At 66.9% G+C, this 19,269-nt stretch carries 17 protein-coding genes and 3 tRNA genes; 4 read left to right on the forward strand and 16 right to left on the reverse strand.

From position 1 onward, the window contains the following. Positions 1–26: 26 nt before the first annotated feature. From era to ACTHJF_RS11130, 10 genes are all read right to left on the reverse strand, one after another. On the reverse strand, positions 27–974 hold the full coding sequence (era, locus tag ACTHJF_RS11085; protein ID WP_440255722.1) for a GTPase Era: 948 nt from the start codon (positions 972–974) through the stop codon (positions 27–29). An 85-nt stretch (positions 975–1,059) separates the two neighbouring features. Then, positions 1,060–1,719, reverse strand: coding sequence for a ribonuclease III (gene rnc / locus ACTHJF_RS11090; RefSeq protein ID WP_440267160.1), 660 nt, complete (start codon positions 1,717–1,719; stop codon positions 1,060–1,062). Between the two features lie 3 nt (positions 1,720–1,722). After that, positions 1,723–2,103 (reverse strand): DUF4845 domain-containing protein, encoded by a 381-nt coding sequence (locus tag ACTHJF_RS11095; protein ID WP_440267161.1) that lies wholly within the window; start codon positions 2,101–2,103, stop codon positions 1,723–1,725. A 138-nt stretch (positions 2,104–2,241) separates the two neighbouring features. Further along, entirely contained in the window at positions 2,242–3,192 is a 951-nt protein-coding gene (gene lepB, locus ACTHJF_RS11100) for a signal peptidase I (RefSeq protein WP_440267162.1), read from the reverse strand. Between the two features lie 72 nt (positions 3,193–3,264). Next, a complete protein-coding gene (gene lepA / locus ACTHJF_RS11105) occupies positions 3,265–5,055 on the reverse strand; it encodes a translation elongation factor 4 (protein ID WP_431636781.1) in 1,791 nt (596 codons plus the stop codon). A 145-nt stretch (positions 5,056–5,200) separates the two neighbouring features. Next, entirely contained in the window at positions 5,201–6,655 is a 1,455-nt protein-coding gene (locus ACTHJF_RS11110) for a Do family serine endopeptidase (RefSeq protein ID WP_440267163.1), read from the reverse strand. A 117-nt stretch (positions 6,656–6,772) separates the two neighbouring features. After that, positions 6,773–7,408: a sigma-E factor negative regulatory protein gene (locus ACTHJF_RS11115; RefSeq protein ID WP_440267164.1), complete on the reverse strand. Its 636-nt coding sequence runs from the start codon at positions 7,406–7,408 to the stop codon at positions 6,773–6,775. Then, on the reverse strand, positions 7,405–7,998 hold the full coding sequence (rpoE, locus tag ACTHJF_RS11120) for an RNA polymerase sigma factor RpoE (protein WP_431636776.1): 594 nt from the start codon (positions 7,996–7,998) through the stop codon (positions 7,405–7,407). The genes ACTHJF_RS11115 and rpoE overlap by 4 nt, the downstream gene beginning before the upstream one ends. A gap of 132 nt (positions 7,999–8,130) precedes the next feature. Then, entirely contained in the window at positions 8,131–10,710 is a 2,580-nt protein-coding gene (locus tag ACTHJF_RS11125; protein WP_440267165.1) for a putative bifunctional diguanylate cyclase/phosphodiesterase, read from the reverse strand. Next, positions 10,710–11,204, reverse strand: coding sequence for a hypothetical protein (locus ACTHJF_RS11130; RefSeq protein WP_431636772.1), 495 nt, complete (start codon positions 11,202–11,204; stop codon positions 10,710–10,712). The genes ACTHJF_RS11125 and ACTHJF_RS11130 overlap by 1 nt, the downstream gene beginning before the upstream one ends. Before the next feature lie 160 nt (positions 11,205–11,364). On the opposite strand from ACTHJF_RS11130, the gene ACTHJF_RS11135 reads away from it, so the two are divergent. Continuing rightward, positions 11,365–13,437, forward strand: a complete 2,073-nt coding sequence (locus tag ACTHJF_RS11135) for a 3-hydroxyacyl-CoA dehydrogenase NAD-binding domain-containing protein (RefSeq protein ID WP_440267166.1) — start codon at positions 11,365–11,367, stop codon at positions 13,435–13,437. 28 nt (positions 13,438–13,465) lie between these two features. On the opposite strand, the gene ACTHJF_RS11140 is transcribed toward ACTHJF_RS11135, so the two are convergent. From ACTHJF_RS11140 to ACTHJF_RS11160, 5 genes are all read right to left on the reverse strand, one after another. After that, complete coding sequence (locus ACTHJF_RS11140) at positions 13,466–14,035, reverse strand: DUF2058 domain-containing protein (protein WP_440267167.1); 570 nt, start codon at positions 14,033–14,035, stop codon at positions 13,466–13,468. A 25-nt stretch (positions 14,036–14,060) separates the two neighbouring features. After that, on the reverse strand, positions 14,061–14,285 hold the full coding sequence (locus ACTHJF_RS11145; protein ID WP_440267168.1) for a SlyX family protein: 225 nt from the start codon (positions 14,283–14,285) through the stop codon (positions 14,061–14,063). Between the two features lie 2 nt (positions 14,286–14,287). Continuing rightward, positions 14,288–15,628 carry a UDP-glucose dehydrogenase family protein gene (locus ACTHJF_RS11150; protein ID WP_440267169.1) on the reverse strand — a complete coding sequence of 447 codons (1,341 nt, stop codon included), beginning with the start codon at positions 15,626–15,628 and terminating at the stop codon, positions 14,288–14,290. A 127-nt stretch (positions 15,629–15,755) separates the two neighbouring features. After that, positions 15,756–16,526 carry an FKBP-type peptidyl-prolyl cis-trans isomerase N-terminal domain-containing protein gene (locus ACTHJF_RS11155; protein ID WP_431636765.1) on the reverse strand — a complete coding sequence of 257 codons (771 nt, stop codon included), beginning with the start codon at positions 16,524–16,526 and terminating at the stop codon, positions 15,756–15,758. Positions 16,527–16,693: 167 nt separating this feature from the next. Then, the gene (locus ACTHJF_RS11160) at positions 16,694–18,436 is read right to left on the reverse strand and encodes a cation:proton antiporter (RefSeq protein WP_440267170.1); all 1,743 of its coding nucleotides are present in this window, start codon (positions 18,434–18,436) and stop codon (positions 16,694–16,696) included. Positions 18,437–18,595: 159 nt separating this feature from the next. On the opposite strand from ACTHJF_RS11160, the gene ACTHJF_RS11165 reads away from it, so the two are divergent. The 3 genes from ACTHJF_RS11165 (at position 18,596) to ACTHJF_RS11175 (ending at position 18,891) form a co-directional block, all read left to right on the forward strand. Next, positions 18,596–18,671 (forward strand) — tRNA-Ala (locus tag ACTHJF_RS11165). Positions 18,672–18,680: 9 nt separating this feature from the next. Beyond that, positions 18,681–18,756, forward strand: a tRNA-Glu gene (locus ACTHJF_RS11170). 58 nt (positions 18,757–18,814) lie between these two features. Further along, positions 18,815–18,891 (forward strand) — tRNA-Asp (locus ACTHJF_RS11175). Between the two features lie 53 nt (positions 18,892–18,944). Here ACTHJF_RS11175 and ACTHJF_RS11180 read toward each other — a convergent pair. Continuing rightward, positions 18,945–19,269, reverse strand: a 325-nt coding sequence (locus tag ACTHJF_RS11180; protein WP_440267171.1) for a DUF1249 domain-containing protein, incomplete at its 5' end; no start/stop codon positions are given.

Here is a 19,269-nt window from a genome sequence, read left to right on the forward strand (position 1 = left end):
CGTGGACGGCGGCGGGCGCCGCGGGATCAGTCGGTGTAGCCGAACTTCTTCAGCATGGATTCGTCGTCCACCCAGCCTTCGCGCACCTTCACCCACAGCTTGAGGAACACCTTGCGCTCGAACAGGCGCTCCATGTGCCGGCGGGCGGCACTGCCGATCGCCTTGAGCTGGGCGCCGCCCTGGCCGATCACGATGGCTTTCTGGCCATCGCGCTCCACCCAGATCACGGCGTGGATTTCCGCCACGCCATCGGGGCGATCGGCGAACTGCTCGATCTCCACCGTGGTGGCGTACGGCAGTTCCTGGTCCAGCCGCAGCATGAGCTGTTCGCGCACCATCTCGGCGGCGAGGAAGCGCTCGCTGCGATCGGTCACCTCATCTTCGCCGTAGATCGGCGGCTGCACCGGCAGACGCGCCAGGATCGCCTTCTCCAGCTCGGCCAGGCCCTTTTCCTTCAGCGCGCTGACGTAGTGGATCTCGTCGAAGGCGTGGGTTTCGGCGAGCTTGGCCACGAACGGGAGCAGCGCCCCCTTGTCCTTGCTGAGGTCGACTTTGTTGATCGCCAGCAGGCGCGGGGTGTCCTGCTCGCCCAATGCGGCGTAGACGGCTTCGTCCTCGTCGGTCCAGCGGCCGGCCTCGATCACCTGCACGGCCACGTCGACATCGCTGATCGCCGAGCGCGCGGCGCGGTTGAGGCTGCGGTTCATCGCGCGCTTGGCGCCGCGATGCAGGCCCGGCGTGTCGACGTAGAGGATCTGCCCGGCATCGGTGGTGTTGATCCCCAGGATGCGATGGCGCGTGGTCTGCGGCCGCGGGCTGACGATGGACAGGCGAAAGCCGATCAACGCGTTGAGCAGGGTCGACTTGCCCACGTTGGGACGCCCGGCCAGCGCCACCGTGCCGCAGCGGAAATCGTCGTGGGGCAAGGCAGGCGCGCCATCGGCGGCGTCGGAAAGGTCGTGTTCGTCGGTCATCGGCATGAAATCTGGGGGCGAGATAGGGGGCTAGCATCGCGCCGGGGCGGCGCGGATGCCAGTGATCGTTCAGTCGGGTCGCGCGTCAGGCGCGAGCGTTGTGTTCGAGCAGGCGGGCCAGCACGCTTTCGGCGGCATCCTGCTCGGCCGAGCGCCGGCTCGAGCCGCTGGCCTGGGCGTCCAGCTCCATTGGCTCGGCGATCGTGCAGCGCACGTCGAATTGCTTGGCGTGGTCGTCGCCGTGGCTGGCGACCAGCTCGTAACGCGGCAGCGGCCAGCCACCAGCCTGTAGGTGTTCCTGAAGGCGGGTCTTGGCGTCCTTGGAAGAGCGCGGCAGTGCGGCGATGCGCTCGGCGAACAACTGGCGCACCACCTGTCGGCAGGCTTCGAACCCGCCATCGAGATAGACCGCCGCGATCAGCGCCTCGAACGCGTCGGCGAGAATCGACTCACGCCGGAAGCCGCCGCTCTTGAGTTCGCCGGGACCGAGCTTCAGGCGGTCGCCCAGTTCCAGTTCACGCGCGACCACTGCCAGCGCCGGACCGTTCACCAGCTGCGCGCGCAGGCGCGAGAGCTCACCCTCGCTGGCATGCGGGTGCACCTCGAACAGCATTTCGGCGACCACCGCGCCGAGAAACGCGTCACCCAGAAACTCCAGCCGCTCGTTGTTCGGCCGCCCGACGCTGCGATGGGTCAGCGCCAGATCGGCCAGCGCCGGATCGCGGAATCGGTAATCAAGCGTCAAGAATCATTCACCCACGGTGCCGGAGAGCGCCACGCTGTTGTCGAAATGCAGCAGGAAATCGATGTTGGCGATGAACGGCACCTGCTTGTCGTAGCTCACCACCAGCGTCGAAGCGCCATTGTTGCGCTCGATGGTGATGTCCGACGGCTGGATGGTGGCGTCATCGACGTACTGGAAACCCATCTTGAACATCAGATCACGACGAATGGTGTCCAGCGAGCGCCCGTTGGCGCCGTCGGTGGCGATCTGGCTCATGGCCTTCTTCACGCCCATGAACTCGACGTACGACGGCACCAGCTTCATGGCCATGAAGCCGAAGAAGGCCACGATGATCAGGATCATCAAAAATCCGATCAGCGTGATGCCCGACTGTTTTGCTTTCATAGTCCCCTCGCTAAGCCGCCTGGCGGCAACCCCCGGTAATGGCCGATTCGGCCCGATTCTGTCCCGCCGTCGCAACGTACGCGGTGAGGGCGATTCTGCCCGCAGCCGGCGCGCTCGTCACGCGCCAGCGGTCGCAGATCAGTGAATTAGCGTGCCGATGCGCTTCCAGGCGACGCCGCCGGTATGCAGGCCCTGCCAGCTGAACCAGATCAGGAACGCCTTGCCGGCGAGGTTCTTCTCCGGCAGGCAGCCCCACCAGCGGCTGTCGGTGCTGTTCTCGCGATCGTCGCCCATCACCAGATAACAGCCCTGCGGCACCTTGGAAGGCACCAGCTGGTTGGGGATCATATTGGTCGGCATGCGCGAAGGCATGCGGGCCACCAGATGATTGACGGTCTTGCCGGTCTCGCCCGGCAGATGCTCGTTCCACACTGTGGCGCCGTAGTACAGCAGCTCGGCATCTTCCGCGCGCTGCGGATTGCCCACGTATGGCCCCAGCTCGTCGGAGGCGACCGGCTTGCCGTTGATCACGATCTGGCTGTCGCGCACTTCGATGGTGTCACCGGGCAGACCGATCACGCGCTTGATCCAGTTCTGGCTCGGCACCGGCGTGAGCGGCGTCGGGCAGGCGTGGTCGGCACCGTTGGCCGGCGTGGTGCCGTCTTCCGCGCCGCCGATGCGCTGGAAGTGCCCATCGGCATCGCGGCACAGGTAGCCGGGAAAGCGGAACACCACCACGTCGCCACGCTTGGGCTCGCCAATGTCCAGGAACTTGTTGTTGAACGCCGGCAGCCGCAGGCCGTAGGCGAACTTGTTAACCAGGATGAAATCGCCCACGTCCAGCGTCGGCATCATCGAACCGGACGGAATGCGGAACGGCTCGGCCACGAACGAGCGCAGCAGCAGCACCACGAATACCACCGGGAACAGCGAGCGCGCCCAGTCGACCGGCATCGGATCGCGGTATTCCGCACCAGTTGCATCCAGCCGCGCCTTGCGGCGGCGATACAGCAGCGCGCGATCCAGGCCCCACACCACGCCAAACAGCACGGTCAGGCCGAGCAGGATGGCGGAAAAATCAAAATCCATGTGTTGCTCCGTCAAGGGAAGGTTGCGTGACACGCCCGTGGCCGCAGGTCGGCCGGACGCGCGTCGCGGCCCTTATTTGTCCACCTTCAGCACGGCGAGGAACGCTTCCTGCGGAATCTCCACGCGGCCCACCTGCTTCATGCGCTTCTTGCCTTCCTTCTGCTTTTCCAGAAGCTTCTTCTTGCGGCTGACGTCGCCGCCGTAGCACTTGGCCAGCACGTTCTTGCGCAGGGCCTTGACGGTGGAACGCGCGATGATCTGCGCGCCGATCGCCGCCTGGATCGCCACGTCGAACTGCTGGCGGGGAATCAGATCCTTCATCCGCTCGACCAGTTCGCGCCCGCGTCGCTCCGCATGCACTCGGTGCACGATCAGGCTCAACGCGTCAACGCGATCGCCGTTGATCAGCACGTCAGTGCGCACGAACGGGCCGGCCTCGAAGCGATCGAAGTGATAGTCCATCGAGGCGTAACCGCGCGAGACCGATTTGAGGCGGTCGAAGAAGTCCAGCACCACCTCGGCCAGCGGGATCTCGTAGGTGATCTGCACCTGGGTGGCGAGGTACTGGATCGAGCGCTGCACGCCGCGCTTTTCCTCGCACAGGGTGATGATGTTGCCGATGTATTCCTGCGGCGTGAGGATGCTGGCCACCACGATCGGCTCGCGGATCTCGTCGATCTGCGGCACCGGCGGCAGCTTGGCCGGGTTGTCCAGCGACATGATGGTGCCGTCGGTCTTGAGGATCTCGTAGACCACGGTCGGCGCGGTGGTGATCAGGTCCAGGTCGTACTCACGCTCCAGCCGCTCCTGCACGATTTCCATGTGCAGCATGCCGAGGAAGCCGCAGCGGAAACCGAAGCCCATCGCCTCGGACGACTCCGGCTCGAAGAACAGCGCGGCGTCGTTGAGGCGCAGCTTGTCCAGCGCCTCGCGCAGTGCGGGATAGTCGTCGGCGGACACCGGGAACAGGCCGGCGAACACGCGCGGTTGCATGGTCTGAAAGCCGGGCAGCGGTTTCTCGGCCGGCTTGCCGGCGAGGGTGAGCGTGTCGCCCACCGGCGCGCCGTGCACGTCCTTGATCGAGGCGGTGATCCAGCCCACCTCGCCTGCCCCCAGCCGCGTGAGCTTCTTGCGCTTGGGCGTGAAGACACCCACCTCGCCCACCTCGTGGGTGCGCCCAGTGGACATCACCAGAAGCTTGTCGCCGGGCTTGATCTCGCCCTGCATCACGCGCACCAGCGACACCACGCCCAGGTAGTTGTCAAACCACGAATCGATGATCAGCGCCTGCAGGCGATCGGTGTCGCGCGGCTTGGGCGGCGGGATGCGCGCCACAATGGCCTCGAGCACCTCGACCACGTTGAGCCCGGTCTTGGCACTCACCGCGACGGCATCGTCGGCATCGATGCCGATCACCGCCTCGATCTCACCCTTCACCTTGTCGATGTCGGCCGTGGGCAGGTCGATCTTGTTGAGCACCGGCACCACTTCCAGCCCCATCTCGACTGCCGTGTAGCAGTTGGCGACCGACTGCGCCTCCACGCCTTGCGCGGCGTCGACCACCAGCAGCGCACCCTCGCAGGCGGCCAGCGAGCGGCTGACCTCGTAGGAGAAATCCACGTGCCCCGGGGTGTCGATGAAATTGAGCTGGTAGGTCTTGCCGTCGCGCGCCTTGTACGGCAGCGACACGGACTGCGCCTTGATGGTGATGCCGCGCTCGCGTTCGATCGGGTTGGAGTCGAGCACCTGGGCTTCCATCTCGCGATCGGCCAGGCCGCCACAGATCTGGATGATGCGGTCGGCGAGCGTAGACTTGCCGTGGTCGATGTGCGCGATGATGGAGAAATTGCGGATCAGTTCCATGGGCTACGCTGTCAGCTTGCACCGCCAGGCGAAAACGCCGGCGACATGCCCCCGGGATGGCGGCACGAACCCGGCATTATCGCATGGAACGCCATCCCACCTGCGCCCCGACGGCCACCCTCGAGCAGCCGCCGGGACAGGTGCATCACTTGCCGTCGGGCACCGTGATGCCGATGAAACTGCTCTGCTCGCCGCGGCGCACCAGCAGCAGCACAGTACTGCCCGCCTTGACGTCCTTGGTCGCCGCGCGGAAGTCGGCCACGCTGCCTACGGCGTGCTGGTCCACCCGCAGGATCACGTCGCCCGCGCGCAGGCCCGCCTGCGCGGCGGCTTCGCCGGAAATGTCCGTCACCTGCACCCCCTCGCCCGCGCGCAGCCCCATCTGCTTGCGATCATCGGCACCGATCGGCCCAACCGTCAGGCCGAGAGCCTCGGAGCCGGAGGTCTGCACGGGCGCGGAGCCATCCGGAGTCACCGCGTCAGGGTCGCGCGGCGCGGTACCCACCGTCACCTGCAGGGTCTCCTGCTTGCCGTTGCGCAGCACTTCCACCGGCACGCGCGTGCCGGGCTTGGTCAGGCCTACCAGCGGCGGCAGGTCGCCGGGCTGGTCGATCGTTTCGCCGTTGTACTTGAGGATGATGTCGCCGGCCTGGATACCGGCCTTCTCGGCGCCGCTGTCCGGACTGACCTGCGTCACCGCCGCGCCGACACCGCGATCGAGCTTGTAGACCTTGACCATGTCATCGCTGACACCCTGCACCATCACGCCGAGCTGGCCGCGGGTCACGAAACCCTTCGCCTTGATCTGCTCGACCGCGTTCATCGCCACGTCGATCGGGATGGAGAACGCCACGCCGAGATAGCCGCCGGTGTTGGAATATATCTGCGAGTTCACCCCCACCACCTGGCCCTGCAGGTTGAACAGCGGCCCACCGGAATTGCCGCGGTTGATCGGCACATCGGTCTGGATGAACGAGGTGTAGGGCTGGTCGCCGCCACCCAGATTACGGCCAACCGCGCTGACGATGCCCTGAGTCACCGTGTAGTCAAAACCAAACGGCGAGCCGATGGCTAGCACCCACTGGCCCGGCTTCAGGGACTGAGATTCGCCGATGCGCACCGCCGGCAGCGTGCCCTTGGCGCTGACCTTCAGCAGCGCGATGTCGTACTGGGGATCGGTGCCAACCACCTTGGCGGTGAGCGTGCGGCGATCCTGCAGGCGCACCGTCACCTCGTCGGCGTGGTCGACCACATGATTGTTGGTCAGGATGTAGCCGTCGCCGGAAATGATGAAGCCCGAGCCCAGCGAGGTGTGCTTCTGCTCCTCGGGCGAAGGCATGGCCGGCATGCCGAAGAAGCGCCGCAGGATCTCCGCCTGATCATCGCCGCCGGGGACACCCGGCATCGCGCGGGGTTGCCGGCGGCCGTTGTACTTCGCTTCCACGTGCACCACCGCGGCCGCGTTCTGCTGGACGATGCCGGTGAAATCCGGCAACGACGCCGCCGATGCGGCAGCGGGGGTCTGGGCCTGGACGCCACCGGCAGCGGCCAGTCCGATCAACACGCTGCAGGCAAGCAGACGCACGCTGGAACGACTCATGATCTCCTCCTAGACACGGGTTCAGGCAAACGGACACCACCGGCGCGCCATACGCGCCGGGGCAAACAAGTAAGCATCTGGAAAGCGCACCGCGGAACGGGACACGCGGAGCGCTATTTACTGCGCGACAGCCGCCTCGCGCACAGGGCGCCGGACCGACTGACGTGTGGGATCGATCAGCAACAGATAGCTGCCGTCGGCGTTCTGCCGGGTGCGGTAACCATTCACCCGGTACGGCGACAGCGACTGCTCGTAGGGTGAAATGGCGTCGCCGGCGGGGAACGCAGCCTGCTCGCTGTAGCGGAACGCATTCGTATTGCTCAGCCAGGCCGGCACGGCGGCCGGAGCGGCCTGTGACGGCGCTGCGGCCGGCTCGCTGACCTTGGCCACCGAGGGCGCAGCCAGTGGCGCGTCCACCGAGTGTCCGGCTGGCCGACTCGCCATCAAGGCGACCACGGCGACACTGGCCGCAATGGCACCGCCGGCGGAGAACTTGAGCCAGTTCGAACGTCGCCCGCGCGGCATCGCCGCGGCAGCGGCTTCCACCGCGATCGCCTGCATGACCCGGTCGGCGAAGGTGGAAGATGCCAGGGTCGGAAGCTCGCCGCGCAGGCTGGCCGACGCCACGTGGAAGCTCGACCAGCGCTGCTGCAATCCGGCATCGTGGTCGAGCCGGCGCAGCAGGAAGCGGAGCTCCTCGCTACCGAGCTCGCCATCCATGCCTGCAGAGAGTTGTTCGGGGTTGTTGCTCATGTCTGATCCTCGCGATCGGACAACAGTGGACGCAATTTTTCGTCGATCGCCTCACGAGCCCGGAAGATGCGCGAACGCACAGTTCCTATGGGGCAACTCATGGTTTCGGCGATGTCCTCGTAGCTGAGCCCTTCCACTTCCCGCAGGGTGATGGCGGTGCGCAGCTCTTCGGGCAGGGCTTGGACCGCAGCAAACACGGTTTGTTCCACCTGCTGGCGCATCAGTTCACGCTCGGGCGTGGCGGTTTCCTGCATGCGGTCGGAGCCGGGCACGAACACGGCGTCTTCCGCATCGATGTCGTCGGCCGGGGGACGCCGCCCCATCGCCACCAGGTGGTTCTTCGCGGTGTTGACGGCGATCTTGTACATCCAGGTGTAGAACGCGCTGTCACCGCGGAACGAGCCGATCGCCCGCCAGGCGCGCACGAAGGCGTCCTGGGCGATGTCCTCGGCCTCGGCGTGATTGTTCGCATAGCGGGAAACCAGCCCGATCACCTTGTGCTGGTACTTGCGCACCAGCAGGTCGAACGCCCGCTTGTCCCCCTGTTGGACACGCTCGACCAGCGCCCGATCCAGTTCGTTGTCGCCCATCCGGGCCGTCCCCTCGGTTGCTGTGGCCACTTCAATCGCATTCTCGGCGGAGGATGGAAGCCGCATCAGACACGCTGCAGCGCCGCAAGTTCATCCCGCGGCTTCATCGAGGTGGGGACGACCGGCCCCAGCTCAAGCCGCCGCCGCGCCCTCGCCTTCCACCAGGCGCTGACGCTCGCCCAGCAGCCGCTCGAAACTGGCCTGCGGCAGCGGCCGACAGAACAGGTAACCCTGCAGCTCGTCGCAGTGGTTGGCGCGCAGGAACTCGAAGTGCTGCTCGATCTCGACACCCTCGGCCACCACGCCCCGCTTCAGACGGTGCGCCATCTCGATGGTCGCCCGCACGATCGCCTCGTCGTCGGGGTCGATGCCGATGTTGCGCACGAAACTCTGGTCGATCTTGATGCGGTCGGCCGGCAGCCGCCGCAGGTAATCCAGCGAGGCGGCGCCGGTACCGAAATCGTCGATGGCGATGCGGCAGCCCAGGTCGTGCAGGCCGTGCAGGTTCTCCACCAGGTTGGGCACCTCCTTGATCGAGATGCTCTCGGTGACTTCCATCTCGAGCAGACTCGGGTCGAGGCCGGTCTCCTTGAGCACGCGGCTGACCACGTCCAGCAGGTCCGGCTCCATCAGCTGCACCGCCGACAGGTTCACGCCCAGCCGCAGACGCAGACCGAACGCCTGCTCCCACGCCTGCGCCTGGGCGCAGGCCGTGCGCAGCACCCATTCGCCCAGCGACACGATGAGACCGCTTTCCTCGGCCAGCGGGATGAACACACCGGGGCTGATCCCGCCCAGCTCCGGGTGCTCCCAGCGCACCAGCGCCTCCATGCCCACGATGTCCTCGGTGGCCGCGTCCACCTGTGGCTGGTAGAACACCCGCAGTTCGCCGTTGCGTTCGGCGTGGCGCAGCCGGGAAATCAGGGCCACGTCCTGCTGCTGGGCCTGGTCCTGGCTCATTTCGTAGATCTGAAAGTTGTTGCGGCCCAGATGCTTGGCGGCGTACATCGCCTCGTCGGCGTGCTTGAGCAAGGTGTCGGCGTCGGCGGCGTCATCGGGGAAGAAGCTCACGCCGATCGATGCGGTGACCTGCAGCTCCTCGCCGCCGTCCAGGTGCAGCGGCGCCTCCATCACCTGCACGATCTTCTCGGCCACACGCAGCACGTCGTCGGTCTTGATGATGTGTCGCAACACCACCGTGAACTCGTCGCCGGCATAGCGCGCCACCGTGTCGGAAGCGCGGATGGAACTGCACAGCCGCTGCGTGACCACGCGCAGCACCTGGTCGCCCGCGGCGTGGCCGTAGGTGTCGTTGATCGCCTTGAAGCGATCCAGGTCCACGAACAGCACGGCGAAACACTCGCCGGTGCGGTGGGCTTCGCGGATGATCGTGTCCAGGCGATCGTTGAACAGCAGGCGGTTGGGCAGGCCGGTGAGCGCATCCAGCAGGCCTTCGGCGCGCCCCTGCTCGCGCGTGCGGCGCAACTCGATCGACTGGGCGAAGCGCGCCGCCGCACAGCGCAGCACCGGCTCGACGATATCCATCCGCCCCAGCCCACGCCGACGCCCCACCAGCAGGGCGCCGATCACGCTGCGGCGCTCGTCCAGCAGTGGCAGGCCCGCGAAACCGGCGAGGCGCAACTGCTGCAACAAGGGGTCGTATTCGGCCAACCGCTGGCCATCGTCCGCATGCAGCATGGCCTTGCCGCCCAGCACCCGGCGCAGCGAGGTCTGCAAGGCAGGATCGGGCCAGTCGATGTCCTCGCCCTTCCAGTGCAGGATGAGTTGCGACGGCACCGCGCTGTCTTCGGGGCGGGCCGACCACAGCGCGAGGTAATCCAGTGACAGCTCGTCGATCAGCAGACGGGCCGTGGCTGCCTGTGGGTCGATGCTGTTGCCCGCCTGGAACATCCGCGTGAGCAGGGCCAGCGCCGCCTCGCCGCGAGCCTCGGCGCGGTCGCTGCGAAACGACAATGCCACGGCGTCCCGGCCGCGGTGGCGCACACGCCGCGCGTTGGCCTGTCCGGTATCGGCGCCATGCCGCGTGCGCCGCTGACAGGGGTACCACCGGCGATCCACCTCGCCCAGCACCTGGTCACACTCGACGCCCTCGAAGGCCAGCAGCGCAGCGAGCGGCTTGCCGAGCAGGTCGGTCACCGCCAGCTGGCTGTGCCGGAATACGGCCGCGTTGATGTCCAGCATGCGCTCGCCGGACGGGTCCACCACGATCCATTCGCAGTCGCCGTCGTCGTCATCGAAGGCAAAGCGGTAGGCCAGCGCATCCTCCGGCGAAGCGGGGGCGACGACGCGGCCCTCCGGTATGGGGCCGGCCGGCTCACGCGAGCGGGCACGCTGCCAGCGTGCCACCAGTTCACGCTCTAGATGGGTGCTGTCCAGCCAGTCGGTCACCGAATCTGGCAGCAGCGCCGGGCCGATCTTGCAGTCGGCGGCGAACACGGCCAGCAACGGCGCGTCGCGGCAGACATCCATCGCGCGCAGCTGTTCGCAGCACGCCCGCGAGGCCCGCCCATCCCCTTCGAAGGCGACCACGATGAGGGCCACCGGTCCGCGTCCAGCCAGGAGGATGGCGGCATGGGCGGCGTCGCGCGCACTGAGGATGCGATCGTGCTCTTCGCGGTCCAGCACATCGAACAGGCGCCGACGCAGTTCGCGGTGCGCCGCCACCACCAGCATGTCGGTCGGCGCGGCCATCAGACGACCCAGCGCCCGTCACGCAATCTGGGACGCACGGGCAGATCCAGCCGGGCGCTGATCTTCACCGCCGCCTCGCCCAGGTGATCGACCAGCGCCTGCGGCGCATCAAGCAGGACCACCCGGCGCACATGTCCGGCTGGCGCGCGGGCCAGCTGACGCAGCAAGGTGGCGTCCATCGCCGACAACGGCAGCTCGAGATCCGCCAGCAGGTAAACGCCGAAGTGCATGCTCTGCTGCATGTAGCGCAGCGCGTTGCCCAGGCGCTGGCAGCCGGGCACGCGCGCGTGCGCATCGCGCAGGCTTCCCAGCCCCTGGTCGGGCTGCCACAGGTAGACCGCCTGGCCGGAGTGCCGGGCGATGGTGCGAAAGTCGTTGATCAGCGTGGCGCCATCGCCGCCTTCGAGCACGATCAGGCCTCCCGGGGCGGCGAGGATGCGCTCGAAGATTTCCACTCCGGCCTTGGGCGGGCTGGACGCCATCATGGACTGCATATAGCGCGGTACGTTTGCGCACCGCCGGGCAATTGGCAATAGCGAACGTGACCGCCTTCGCGGTCTGTCCGGCGACGCCGGCTGGCGCAGGCCCCGATCTCGCATTCGACCGTCCGGGAGGGTATGGTTTGGAGCCCTTCCTCAGCGGCTGCTGGCTCCCATGTTCGAAGGACTGCGATTCAACCACTGGAAGACCGGCCTGGACGACGCCGGCATCGTCACCCTCACCCTGGATCGTGCGGGCAACAGCGTCAACGCGATCTCGCGCGAGGTGCTGGACGAACTCGAGCAGATCGTCGAGCGCCTGGCGATCGAAAAGCCCGCCGGGGCGATCATCCACTCGGCCAAGCCCAGCGGATTCGCGGTGGGCGCCGACATCAAGGAATTCGTCTCCTATGCCGAGCACGGCAGCGTGCGCGAGAACATCGAGCATGGCCAACGCGTGTTCGAGCAGCTCGCCCGCCTGCCCTTTCCGACCGTGGCGGCAGTGCATGGCGCCTGCATGGGCGGCGGCACCGAACTGATCCTCGCCTGCCGCCAGCGCATCGCTGCCGAGGATGACAGCACCCGGATCGCCCTGCCCGAGGTCATGCTCGGCATCCACCCGGGCTGGGGCGGCACGGCACGACTGCCCCGCCTGATCGGCGCCACCGACGCGCTGCCGATCATGCTGACCGGCCGCACGCTGTCGGCACGGCGGGCGCTGGCGCTGGGCGTCATCGATCGCGTCGCGCCAGCGGCCGAACTGCTGGCGGAGGCACGCGCGCTGCTGCGCAGGCCGTACACGCGTCCGCTAAGCCAGCGGGCCAAAGCCTGGGCCACCAACCTGTGGCCGGTGCGGCAGATTCTGGCGCCGATGGTGGTCAAGCAGACCGCGGCCAAGGTGCGCAAGGAGCATTACCCGGCACCGTTCGCGATGATCGAGGTGTGGCGGCGCGGCGGGAGTTCGATCCAGCAGCGCCTGGCGCTGGAGGCGCGCTCGGTGGCGAAGCTGGCCGACACGCCTACCGCGCACAACCTGATCCGCATCTTCTTCCTGCAGGAGCGCCTGAAGAACCAGGGCGCAGGCGTGGAGCATGGCATCGAGCATGTGCACGTGGTCGGCGCCGGCGTCATGGGCGGCGACATCGCCGCCTGGTGCGCGCTCAAGGGCCTGCAGGTCACCCTGCAGGACCGCGAGATGAAGTTCATCCAGCCGGCACTGGATCGGGCACGCCAGCTGTACGAAAAGAAGCTCAAGTCGGCGGACAAGGTGGAGGCCACGATGAAACGCCTGCGCGCCGACGTCGACGGCAGCGGCGTGGCCGATGCCGACCTGGCGATCGAGGCGATCTACGAGAACGCCGAGGCGAAGCGGACGCTGTATGCATCCATCGAACCGCAGTTCCAGACTCAGGAAATCCTCGCCAGCAACACCTCCAGCATCCCGCTGGACGAACTGAGCGCAGGACTGAAGCAGCCGCAGCGCTTCCTCGGCCTGCACTTCTTCAATCCGGTGGCGCAGATGCCGCTGGTGGAAGTGGTGCGGCACGACGGGCTGGATCCCACCGTCGAACGGCGCGCACTCGCCTTCTGCAAGGCGCTTGGCAAGCTGCCGGTGGCGGTGAAAGGCACTCCGGGCTTCCTGGTCAACCGCATCCTCATGCCCTACCTGCTGGAGGCGTTGCGCCTGTACAGCGAGGGCGTGCCCGGGCCTGTGCTTGACCGCGAGGCGAAGAAATTCGGCATGCCCATGGGGCCGATCGAGCTGGCCGACACGGTGGGACTGGACGTGTGTGCGTCCGTCGGCAAGGAGCTGGCGCCGTTCCTGGGGCTGGAACTGCCGCCCGGTATCGAGGAAAAACTCGACGCTGGCAAGCGCGGCAAGAAGGATGGTCAGGGGCTGTATGTCTGGCAGGACGGCAAGCCAGTGAAGCCGGAGGTCGATCCGGACTACACCGCACCGGCGGACCTGCAGGAGCGGCTGATCCTGCCGATGGTCAACGAGGCGGTGGCCTGCCTGGCCGACGGCGTGGTGGACGATGCCGACCTGCTCGATGCCGGCGTGATCTTCGGCACCGGCTTCGCACCGTTCCGTGGCGGCCCGATCGCCTATGCCCGCAGCGAGGGCGCCGAGGTAGTGAAGGGGCGTCTGGAGAAGCTCGCGCGCCAGCACGGCGAGCGCTTCACGCCCAAGGCGGGCTGGGACCTTCCGGCACTGCGCGAGGCACCGGCCCCGCTCCTGCCCGCCTGATATGTTCTGCCGCCGCGGCGGCAGCGACTTACCAGATCAGATCGGCCGGCACACCGTCGTCCGACTCGCCCGCCTCGTCCGGCGACACCAGCAACGCGACCACGCCCGCATCGACGGCACGCACCTGCTCGGCCAGCTCGCGGGTCACCAGCACGTAGCGCCCCGACTGCTGGATCACGCCTAGCTCGCCCGCATTGAGCGCTGCCAGCTGGGCGGCATCGACATAGACGCGGCGAATCTTGCCGCCGTACTCGAAGTGCCGCGCCTGGTCGGCGTCGGCCTTGTTGAGCGCCTGGCCGTCCAGAAGCTTCTGCACCTGGGCCTTGCGCTCACGCCGGATTCGCGCCTGCTCGGCCGCCTCCCGTTCGGCCCGCTTACGCTCGACCGCCTCGGTCTGTGCGCGCATGGCATACGCGCGCGCCAGGTCGATCTCCGCCTGATCACGCGGACGCTCGCCAGCGGGCCTGACGCCCTTCGCCCCCGCCTTGCCTGCACCTTGGCGCGCCGGCTTGCCGTGCGACGGCGGCGGACGCTTCTCGTCACGCACCTGTTTGACGATGCCGCTTTTGAGCAGCTGGTCGCGCAAGGAATCGCCCATGCTCTGGATCCGTGTCCGTGCTGTTTCAGTAGTGGGGAGGTGGCGGCTCGTCGCGTGCGTCGTTCGATGCGCCGATGCGCACCGACGCCAGCTCGCTGCGCAGGTCGCGCACGATGCGCTCCAGCGCCGCGATGCGCAACGCCTGCTCCGCATCGGCGGCGCCGAGCGCATGCACGGTGTCGTCGATGAAGGTGAGCCGCACCTCCAGTTCGGTCAGCCGCTGTTCCAGGTCGGGACGCTCGTCGGACACGATCAGCTCCGTGCGAGACTGCGGCCGCGGCCGATGCCGTAATACGCCAGGCCGGCCTCTTCGACGGCGGCCGGGTCGTACAGATTGCGGCCATCGAAGATCACCGTCGTGGCCAGCGCGCTGCGGATGCGTGCGAAATCGGGGCTGCGGAAAGCCTTCCATTCGGTCAGGATGGCCAGCGCGTCGGCACCGTCGAGCGCATCGTAGGGATGCTCGCACAGCACCAGATCGGCGCGATCGCCGTAGATCCGGCGGGTCTCATCCGCCGCCTCCGGGTCGAACGCACGCACCCTGGCACCGGCCGCCCAGAGCATCTCCATCAGGCGCCGGCTCGACGCCTCGCGCATGTCGTCCGTGTTCGGCTTGAACGCCAGTCCCCACAGGGCAACGGTCTTGCCGGCGAGCTGGCCGCCGAAATGCCGCTGGATCAGCTCGAACAGCTTGGCCTTCTGCTCGTGGTTGACCTGCTCGACCGCGCCCAGCAGACGTGCCTCGTAGCCATGGGCGCGTGCGGTGCGCTCGAGCGCCTGCACGTCCTTGGGAAAGCACGAACCGCCGTAGCCGGCGCCGGGGTAGATGAAGTGGTACCCGATGCGCGGATCCGAGCCGATGCCCTGGCGCACCAGTTCCACGTCGGCGCCGACGCGCTCGGCAATGTTGGCGATCTCGTTCATGAAACTGATCTTGGTCGCCAGCATGGCGTTGGCGGCGTACTTGGTCAGCTCGGCCGAGCGCACGTCCATCAGCACGGTGCGGTCGTGGTTGCGGTTGAACGGCGCGTAGAGCTTGCGCATGGCCGCGATGGCGCGCTCGCTGTTGCTGCCGATCACGATGCGGTCCGGCCGCAGGCAGTCCTCGACGGCATCGCCCTCCTTGAGGAACTCGGGGTTGGAGACGACATCGAAATCCACCACCGCGCCGCGGGCTGCCACCTCTTCCGTGATCGCCTGGCGCACGCGGTCGGCGGTACCCACCGGCACGATGGACTTGTTGACCACCACGGCGTAGCGACCCAGCTGTCGGCCGATGGTGCGCGCCACGGCCAGCACATACTGCAGGTCGGCGCTGCCGTCCTCATCCGGCGGCGTGCCGACCGCAATGAAAATGATGTCGCCGTGAGCGATCGCCGGCGCGGCATCGGTGGTGAAGGCAAGCCGGCCTTCGGCAAAGTTCTGCTTCACCAAGGGCTCGAGGCCCGGCTCGAAGATCGGGATATCCCCCTGCTTGAGTCGCTCCACCTTGCCGGCGTCAATGTCGACGCAAACCACGTGATTGCCCATTTCCGCCAGGCAAGCACCGGTGACGAGGCCCACGTAGCCCGTGCCGAAGATGGTGACTTTCATCGCAGCTCAGTTCCCTGCCAAATCGAAACGCAAATTCTAACAGGCAGCGCCCGCGCACACGCCCAAAGAAAAAGGGCGCGAATCACTTCGCGCCCTTTCCGGTTCAGCTGGTACTACGAGCGGACGATCAGCCGCCCTGGCCCGGCTGGGCCTGGCCGGCCGGCGTAGGGCCAGTCTTTTCCAGGGTCACGTCGAAGATGAGGGTTTCGTTCGGCGGGAAGCCGTTACCCGGCTGGGCGCCATAGGCGAGGCTCGACGGAATGAACAGCTTGTAGTGCGCGCCGGTCTGCATGAGCATCAAGCCCTCGCGGAAACCCGGGATCACGCCAGCGAGCGGAATCGGCACCGAGGTACCGGTCTTCGGCTCCGGATGATCGGCCGACGCGTCGAACTTCTCACCGTTGACGAAGGTGCCGGTGTAGGTGATCTGCACCGTGTCGTTCGGACCCGGACGCGGTCCGCTGCCGGCCGAGATCACCTGATACTGCAGGCCCGAAGCCGTGGTCTTTACGCCCGGCGCCGACTTGTTCTTGGCGATGAAGGCGTCGCCCTCGGCCTTATTCTTGGCCGCCACCTGCTCGTACTCGGCTTTCGCCTTGGCCTGCAGGTTGGTGATGAACGCCTGCTTCACCTGCTTGTATTCCGCCTCGCTCATCGTCGGCTTCTGGCCCGACAGCGCCGACTGCACGGCGCGAGCCACGGTCGCCGGATCCACCTCGTTGCGCACCAGCGGCGGCAGCGAGCTGGCCAGGTCCCAACCCACCACGTAGCTGGCCTTGGTCTTGTCGACCGTGCCAGCAGCCGAGGACTTGGCGGCCTGCGCATGCGCGCCGGCAGTCATGCCCAGCGCCACGGCCAGAGCGGCCGTCGTGAGCGTGGGACGCAGAAAATGCTTCATTCGAGACTCCCTCAATTGGAATGTGCCGGCACCGCCGGACAAGCCTCCGCTGCGGAGGCTGGCCGCTCATTGTGCGACCGCTGCCAACGCTTGGCAACGACACCCGGCCTGCGACCGTCCGTTGCAAAAAAGGTTCCCACCCGGCGGCTACGCCACCTGACCCGCGCTCATTCCTTCGCGATGGTGTCGCGCAGAGCGGCCTGCAAACGGGCATGCACCCGGACCAGCCCTCGCCACAACACCACCGCGACCAGTACCCCGGCCGCGGCCAGCGACAGGGCGACCCCGCGCGGCGGAAGGATGGCCGAACCCAAGGCACTGACCAGCACGGCCAGCACCGACAAGGTCGCCAGGGGGATCAGCCGCGCCAGCACGCCACGGATGGCGCGCGTATAGCTCCCGGCATAGCTCTCGCGAATCCCCAATTCGGCCAGCAACATCCCCAGCGCCTCCGCCTTCCGATACACCGCGATCAGCAATGGCAGCGCCAGGAACAGCGCCACCGCCCAGATCACCGTATGCCGCGCGTCCCGCGTCAGCCCGAGCATCGAAAACCAGGCCCAGTTGTGCGCGTTGATGTAGGCGCCCACGACAAATAGCGTCACCACCAGCATCACATTGATCGCAATGTGCGTGAGCAGCCGCCTCAACATGGCGGCGATCACCGCGTTCTCGTTGACCGGGCGGAGGTTTTCCAGCCAGCCGGTATAGCTGGACACCAGCAGCCGCAGCGGCGACGGCGCGAGGCGTCGCATGCCGTTCACCAGCCCATCGGCCGAGCGCACCAGGTAGGGCGAGGCCGCCATGCACAGCACCGACACGGCCACCGCCACCGGATAGATGAAGTCGCTGACAGCGCCAAGCGACAGGCCCAGCGTCGCGATCACAAACGAGAACTCGCCGATCTGCGCCATGCTCACCCCGGCACGCACGGCCGTGCGCGGATCGTGGCCGATCGCGAACATGCCCACACTGCACACGACGGTCTTGCCAAGGATCACCACGGCGGCAATCGCCAAGGCGGGCAACACGTACTGGGCCAACATGGACGGATCGATCTTCAGGCCGATCGCCACGAAGAACAGCGCTGCGAACATGTCCCGCAGCGGCTCGATCAAGTGCATGACCTTTTCCGCACTGCGCGCCTCGGCGACCACCGCACCCACCAGAAAGGCGCCCAGCGCCACGCTGAATCCCATCCAGGCCGCGAGCAGGCTGGCGCCGAAGCACAGCCCCAGCGTGCTGACCAGCAGCATTTCGTTGCGGCCGAAGCCGGCCACGTAATCGACCAGCCGCGGCACCACCAGCAGGCCGATAATCATGCCCGCCACGACAAACAGTCCGAGGTGGCCGATCAAGGTGAAGGCCGACGACGCCTCGACCGAGCCGCCGATCGCCACCGCCGTCAGCAGCGTGAGGATGACGATGGTGAGCATGTCCTCCGCCACCAACAGGCCGATCACCAACCGGGCGAACGGCAGCGCGCGTAGTCCGCTCTCGGACAGGGTGCGCGTGGCCACCATGGTGGAAGACAGCGCCATGATGCCGCCGAGGAAAAGCGCGTCCCTGCCCTGCCAGCCGAACGCTTCGCCCAGGCCGTAGCCGATCCATAGCATCACGCCGACCTCGGCGACCGCCACCACCAGCACCCCGACGCCGACCTCGCGCAACTTGCGGATGCTGAACTCCAGGCCCAGCGTAAACATCAGCAGCACGACGCCGAGGTTGGAGATGTCGTTGATGGTGCGAGGATCGGCCACCAGCACACCCGGCGTATGTGGGCCGATCAGCACCCCGGCGAGGATGTAGCCGAGCAGTACCGGCTGGCGCAGGCGATGGAACAGGATGGTCGTGGCACCGGCCACGATCATCACGATCGCGAGGTCGCGGATGAAGCCGATCTCGTGCATGCGTCTTCCTGGATGGCGTGAGCCACAAGCTTACCTGCAGGCACGTGTGTGCACGGGAGCGTGCTGGAGCGGGGCGGCGGCCGCCGTCTCGAAAAATTTTTTTCAGAAAATGCTTGACGGAATCACAGCCCCTGCCTATTCTTTCGGGCTTCCAGCGGCGGGGCCATAGCTCAGCTGGGAGAGCGCCTGCATGGCATGCAGGAGGTCGGCGGTTCGATCCCGCCTGGCTCCACCAACTTAATTCGTCCCCATCGTCTAGAGGCCTAGGACATCACCCTTTCACGGTGGCGACCGGGGTTCGAATCCCCGTGGGGACGCCAAGTTGGAAACCCGCAATTCGCCGCAACGCGAATGCAGTAGAAGCTGGAAGCAAGATGTGGAGCGGTAGTTCAGTTGGTTAGAATGCTGGCCTGTCACGCCGGAGGTCGCGGGTTCGAGTCCCGTCCGCTCCGCCACTAACGAGAAGCCCGCCTTGTGCGGGTTTTTTGTTGCCTGATTTTCGCCTTGTTTACTCGACCTGGGCAGGCGCCGCGTCGTCGCGCTCCAGCGTACCTACCGAGTGCCCCTGCTCGGCCAGGTACTCCAGCCAACGGGTAAGAAACCCGTTCATGCGCAGACGATGCTGCAACACCGTGTGCGCCGGCGGAAATGGCCCCAGCACCTGCCACAGATGGCGGCCCGGATGGCAATGCAGCGCTTCGGCCACGTGGGCGTCGGTGTAGACGCGCAACTGCGCCGAGGGCGTGCGCCCAACGGGCTGCGCCACCACCACGGCGTTCGTCAGCGCCAGCGCGAGCGTGTAAGGGTGGCAATACAGCCCATTCAGGTGCACG

Source organism: Dyella sp. (assembly GCF_051962475.1).
GTDB lineage: Bacteria > Pseudomonadota > Gammaproteobacteria > Xanthomonadales > Rhodanobacteraceae > Dyella_A.

What these genes read in the sequence shown, in the direction of transcription:
- era (WP_440255722.1), bottom strand. Translation starts at nt 974, where the DNA reads ATGACCGACGAACACGACCTTTCCGACGCCGCCGATGGCGCGCCTGCC.
- ACTHJF_RS11095 (WP_440267161.1), bottom strand. Translation starts at nt 2,103, where the DNA reads ATGAAAGCAAAACAGTCGGGCATCACGCTGATCGGATTTTTGATGATC.
- lepB (WP_440267162.1), bottom strand. Translation starts at nt 3,192, where the DNA reads ATGGATTTTGATTTTTCCGCCATCCTGCTCGGCCTGACCGTGCTGTTT.
- lepA (WP_431636781.1), bottom strand. Translation starts at nt 5,055, where the DNA reads ATGGAACTGATCCGCAATTTCTCCATCATCGCGCACATCGACCACGGC.
- ACTHJF_RS11110 (WP_440267163.1), bottom strand. Translation starts at nt 6,655, where the DNA reads ATGAGTCGTTCCAGCGTGCGTCTGCTTGCCTGCAGCGTGTTGATCGGA.
- ACTHJF_RS11115 (WP_440267164.1), bottom strand. Translation starts at nt 7,408, where the DNA reads ATGAGCAACAACCCCGAACAACTCTCTGCAGGCATGGATGGCGAGCTC.
- rpoE (WP_431636776.1), bottom strand. Translation starts at nt 7,998, where the DNA reads ATGGGCGACAACGAACTGGATCGGGCGCTGGTCGAGCGTGTCCAACAG.
- ACTHJF_RS11125 (WP_440267165.1), bottom strand. Translation starts at nt 10,710, where the DNA reads ATGGCCGCGCCGACCGACATGCTGGTGGTGGCGGCGCACCGCGAACTG.
- ACTHJF_RS11130 (WP_431636772.1), bottom strand. Translation starts at nt 11,204, where the DNA reads ATGCAGTCCATGATGGCGTCCAGCCCGCCCAAGGCCGGAGTGGAAATC.
- ACTHJF_RS11135 (WP_440267166.1), top strand. Translation starts at nt 11,365, where the DNA reads ATGTTCGAAGGACTGCGATTCAACCACTGGAAGACCGGCCTGGACGAC.
- ACTHJF_RS11140 (WP_440267167.1), bottom strand. Translation starts at nt 14,035, where the DNA reads ATGGGCGATTCCTTGCGCGACCAGCTGCTCAAAAGCGGCATCGTCAAA.
- ACTHJF_RS11150 (WP_440267169.1), bottom strand. Translation starts at nt 15,628, where the DNA reads ATGAAAGTCACCATCTTCGGCACGGGCTACGTGGGCCTCGTCACCGGT.
- ACTHJF_RS11155 (WP_431636765.1), bottom strand. Translation starts at nt 16,526, where the DNA reads ATGAAGCATTTTCTGCGTCCCACGCTCACGACGGCCGCTCTGGCCGTG.
- ACTHJF_RS11160 (WP_440267170.1), bottom strand. Translation starts at nt 18,436, where the DNA reads ATGCACGAGATCGGCTTCATCCGCGACCTCGCGATCGTGATGATCGTG.